The sequence below is a fragment of the Pyrobaculum sp. genome (genome assembly GCF_049971835.1).
Lineage (GTDB): Archaea > Thermoproteota > Thermoprotei > Thermoproteales > Thermoproteaceae > Pyrobaculum.
In genome coordinates this window covers 1-4,479 of the sequence record NZ_JBMFKV010000154.1, presented here as the reverse complement: position 1 = coordinate 4,479, position 4,479 = coordinate 1, and the positions used below count along the sequence as shown (strand labels likewise).

4 protein-coding genes are annotated in these 4,479 nt (G+C 57.0%); 1 reads left to right on the top strand and 3 read right to left on the bottom strand.

Annotated features, from left to right (window positions below; translation table 11 throughout):
• Positions 1-461: 461 nt before the first annotated feature.
• Entirely contained in the window at positions 462-1,235 is a 774-nt protein-coding gene (locus tag ACP5J3_RS11160) for a GHMP kinase (protein ID WP_428495764.1), read from the bottom strand.
• Positions 1,228-2,064: a ketopantoate reductase family protein gene (locus ACP5J3_RS11155; protein WP_428495763.1), complete on the bottom strand. Its 837-nt coding sequence runs from the start codon at positions 2,062-2,064 to the stop codon at positions 1,228-1,230. Before ACP5J3_RS11155 ends, ACP5J3_RS11160 begins: the two co-directional genes overlap by 8 nt.
• Before the next feature lie 31 nt (positions 2,065-2,095).
• Here ACP5J3_RS11155 and panB point away from each other — a divergent pair, with 31 nt between their 5' ends.
• The gene (panB, locus tag ACP5J3_RS11150; protein ID WP_428495762.1) at positions 2,096-2,878 is read left to right on the top strand and encodes a 3-methyl-2-oxobutanoate hydroxymethyltransferase; all 783 of its coding nucleotides are present in this window, start codon (positions 2,096-2,098) and stop codon (positions 2,876-2,878) included.
• A 471-nt stretch (positions 2,879-3,349) separates the two neighbouring features.
• On the opposite strand, the gene ACP5J3_RS11145 is transcribed toward panB, so the two are convergent.
• Entirely contained in the window at positions 3,350-4,396 is a 1,047-nt protein-coding gene (locus ACP5J3_RS11145) for a hypothetical protein (protein WP_428495761.1), read from the bottom strand.
• Between the last annotated feature and the right edge of the window lie 83 nt (positions 4,397-4,479).

The window sequence follows — 4,479 nt, the reverse complement described above, 5'->3', positions numbered from 1 at the left end:
AAGTATATATTGACGCAGTTTACACACGCCGGAGAGACGGCGGGAAACACGCCGGATGTAAACAGCGCGCCGAAGTCTGGCTTTCGCACAACGCCCATAACTCAAAAACGGCACCTCCACATACGGAAAACATAAAAATATAACACTCCAGAAACCCCCTATAAAGATATGTAGCGGCGTGTAGAAGGCGGCGGGGGCTGGGGCTGGCAGGCGCTTCGCGACTACGTGGCGACGTCTCTGAGTGCTACAGACGTCTTGGCACGGGGCCTTCAAGGCCTCGGCGCCGCGGCCTCTAGAGGCCTTTCTGGAGCGGCTCTCCTCTATTTCGCCCAGGGGTTCTGCGTCTAGAGTGGCGTACGACATATGCGGAGGTAGGTTCATGTATAGATACGATACACGGCGCTGTGAAGCGGGCCGTCGATAGAGGCCTAGTGGAGAGTGCGACGGAGCTGACCAGCGGCTTAGATCCACGCAACATGTAGCTCCCTCAGAAGCACTAGGTGAACCCGGCCAAGCCTCTCGGCGATCCGGGCCACGTCCAGCGCCCACTCCCTCTCGACGAAGACCGCGGCCACCCCCTTTTTAACAAAAAGCCCCAAGACCCCCCTATGCCTCTCCAAAGCCTCCAACCGCTCGTCCAGAAATCCAACCCTCCTAGAGAACTCGGCGGCGAGGTGCAGAAACGTCTGGAAGGAGGGGTTCTTCATAAACGCTTTATAAGCCTCTCTGCCGGCCTTGACTATCGCCTCGTGCCGCGTCTGAAGCACCACCCCGGTGTCCACCCTCGCGAGATCCAGAGTCACCACGTACACAGCTGGACAGGGCAGGGAGTAGGCCTCCCCGACCCCCGGCGCGCCGGGCCTCACCCTCACCACCAGACACCCGCCGGTGTATATTGCCAGAACATCCCCCAGACCAGTCCTCCTGGTCACCTCCTCTACGTGCGCCTTTGCGAAGGCCTCGCGGGAGAGGCCCAGCTCCCCAACTGCCTTGGCTATGGAGACCACCGCCGAGGCGGCGTAGCCGTACCCCAGGGGGAACTGCGACGATATCCTCACGCCCAGGCCCCCCTCAAGCGGAGTGTCGTTGTACCAGACGCCCCCAGGCTCGTAGCTGGCGACCGCCCCGCCGACTAGAACCCCCGCGCCGAGGGATCCCGTGGTAATTGGGTTATCTGTGTACACCGGGACCCAGAACCCCGTCACGTGGTGGGGGATGAAGAGCCTCCTACCCACGGCCGCACAGCGCCTCCCTCGTCTTGATCAGCTGGAGCAACGCGGCGTTGACCGGCGTGGCCACCCCCAGCGCCTCTCCGTACTTAACAACAGCGCCGTTGATAAAATCCACCTCGGTCCTGACGCACCTGGCCAGATCCCGCGCGGTAGACGAAATATTCCCCGCAGTCGCCGCGGCCACGCGGAGCACCTCCTCGAAGGGGTCGGCGGGCATCTTCACCCCCAGTGCATCGGCCACACGCATCACCTCCGCAACCACGGCCCGCGCCAAGTCGCGGGCGTGCCCCACCTCGGCCACCACGCCGTTTGGAACCTGCAGTATCGCAGTTATGGCATTAATAGCAGCGTTGACAGCCAGCTTAAGCCAGCGGTAAGGCTCCACGTCATCCACCAAGACAACCCTAGCCCCGCCGCCCCTCAGCACATCCCCCAGCTCCGCCACGCTGCGCGGCAGGTATATCTCCCCCACACCCCTCAGCTCCGACCTACACCCCTCCCTGTAGACGCCGTAAGTCACCACGGCGGCGACGCTGTTGGGATACGCCTCTCTAATCGCCTCGAAGCCCCCCACGCCGTTCTGCGCCACGACGGCGACACCCCGCAGATGCGGGACAGCCGAGGGCGAGTCGTAGGCCTTGACCGCCACCACGGTGTACCTCACCTCCTCCGCCCCCGCCGCGGCGAACCTCAGCCTCTCACACGCGCCGCCAGCGCAGAAGAGATACTCGCCGCAGGGCCGCCTCTGGACCGCGGCTGGCACGTAGCCGGCGCGGTTGAGGAAGTACGTAAACAGCGACCCCACCGCGCCGAGCCCCACAACGCGAAACACGAATGATATAAACCTGGGGGTATATTACACTGTGAGGAGGCGGATCTCCGACTTCACAAAGGGGGGAGGGCCCTACGTCTGGATCACGGCGTACGACTACCCCACAGCCAAGCTGGTGGACGAGGCCGGCGTCGACGGGATTCTGGTAGGGGACTCCCTCGGCATGGTCGTGCTGGGGCTACCCAACACACTCGGAGTCACCCTCGCCGACATGGTGAGACACACGCAAGCCGTCGCCAGGGCGAAGCCGAGGGCCTTAGTGGTCGCGGACATGCCCTTCATGACCTACGAAACCGGGCCAAGAGACGCGTTGAAAAACGCGGCGAAGCTCATAAAAGCCGGCGCCGACGCCGTGAAGCTAGAAGGAGGGTCCGAATACGCCCACATCGTCCAGAAACTAGTCAAGGCCGGCATACCTGTGATGGGCCACATCGGCCTCAACCCACAGAGGGTACTAGCACTAGGCGGCTTCAGGCTCATCGGGAAGACGGAGGAGCAGAGGCGCAAGGTGCTCGAAGACGCAAAAGCACTCAGAGACGCCGGGGCCTTCGCCATTGTGATTGAATTCGTACCTGCCTCCCTCGCAAAGGAAATCACAGAGAAGGTAGACGTGCCCACTATATGCATCGGGGCGGGGCCCCACTGCGACGGCCAGATACTTGTATTACACGACGTCATGGGGCTTTCAGAAAAGCCGCCCTCATTTGCGAAAAGATATGCGGACATGGCAGAGGCCATCCGCAACGCAGTGAGGCAGTACGTAGAAGACGTAAAGACCGGGAAATTCCCATCAAAAGAACACTACAGAGACTAGAGCCACAGCCAGATTCAAACCCCAGACCCCTGCTTATTAGACTACCAAACTCAAATCTCCTCCCAAACCAAGTCCAAGCAAGCCCACAGCGTCAATCAGCTAGATAGCTGGGCAGAACTCTCCTTCTCCTTCTCCCGCCAAATCCAGAAGGATATTATAAAGGATGTAGCATAAAAGCCCACATTAAAAAATAAAAAAGATATAAAGTCCTTAAAAGGATCTTTGTCATATACAAGTAGATAGAATAATGTCAACATAACAAGAGGCCAATCACTTAGTTGCTTCACGGTAACTATGTACCAAGCAGTTGCATATATTGTTAGAAATATCACAAAATTAAACGTATAAACATAAAGCGATATCCCCCTACTCCACGAGAAAATTATTGACAACGTTATTCCAAGTAAAAAAGAGATAAAGGAAGGCGAAAAAATTCCAGCCATAGAAATTTTCAGAGACACATCTTTATTTTCAACACATAAAGGATCCTATGACTGTCGCTCTAAATCCAAAGTATAGACTCCAATAGCCGCCTAAGGCATCTGCAAAAAACGAATTCACTCCACGCCACAAGCCAACGGCTACTGCCCTTCCTAAGTTTCTAGTTTTCTGATAGCAGTCATAGGCAGAATAGCCACCGTAAAGAACCCCAGTTACTACCCCCCTTCCTAGAGGACTTGCAAGAATGGCTATGATGGCAAAGCCAGTTACAAGTGCGTATCCTTTTCCTATTGGCTTGTCTATGTCTGTTCCGGCTACTGTTCTTGATATCTGCGCAAGGGCTCTTGATATCTGTGGATATGCCTGTGGCTTGTATTGCTTGTCTGAAGACTGCCACTTCTTGGCTAGTCTGTCCACCGCGGTGGAGAGTAGTGCGTAGTACTGGGAGAGGGTGAAGTTGCCCTCCACCACAACCCAGTCGCCGAAGTACACGGTCTTGTTTTTAAACCAGTAGTTAGCCCAGGTAAAGACATTGCCGTACCCAGCCGCGCCCACCTCGGCTAGGGTGATGACGTAGAGGCGGTGGGTCTCGTTGACGTACTTCACGTAGTACAGAACAAGCCACTGCCTACCCCCCGCCGCGGCTGTTGTGTAGTTAAGCCAGGTGTTGCTGTCCAGCCGGAGAGAGGTCCAGTTGCCGAATTCAAGAGTGAGAAATCCTTCGCGCGGAGTGTTAGATATGGCGTAGATTAAAGTGCCGTTTTGGTACGTGTATACGCCGGTTTCGTTAGACACCACCGTGACGGCCCCCGCGTCGATCTGGCGCTTTAGGTCGTAGTAGTAGGTCTTGGCTAGTTTAGCTAGTTCTGTCACATTGGCGCCGGGGAGCAACGGGCTGTCTACAATAGTCACGCCGCTTTGGGTGACGTACGCGGTGTGGAAAAGCTCGTAACGCGGAAGCAGTACATCCGGCGTGCCCAGTAGAGAGAATGTGGCGTATAGGTAGTTAATTACGTCGCCTGCCGTCTGCCCCATAGCTACAGCCGCCAACACCATTACCAACCCGAGCCACCGCATGTCCGCTAGAACCCATTTTTTTTAAGTTTTACTGCTATGAACACGCCAAAACCTCCCGCCTCTAAACAGAAGGACGGCGCATC

What these genes read in the sequence shown, in the direction of transcription:
- ACP5J3_RS11145 (WP_428495761.1), bottom strand. Translation starts at nt 4,396, where the DNA reads ATGCGGTGGCTCGGGTTGGTAATGGTGTTGGCGGCTGTAGCTATGGGG.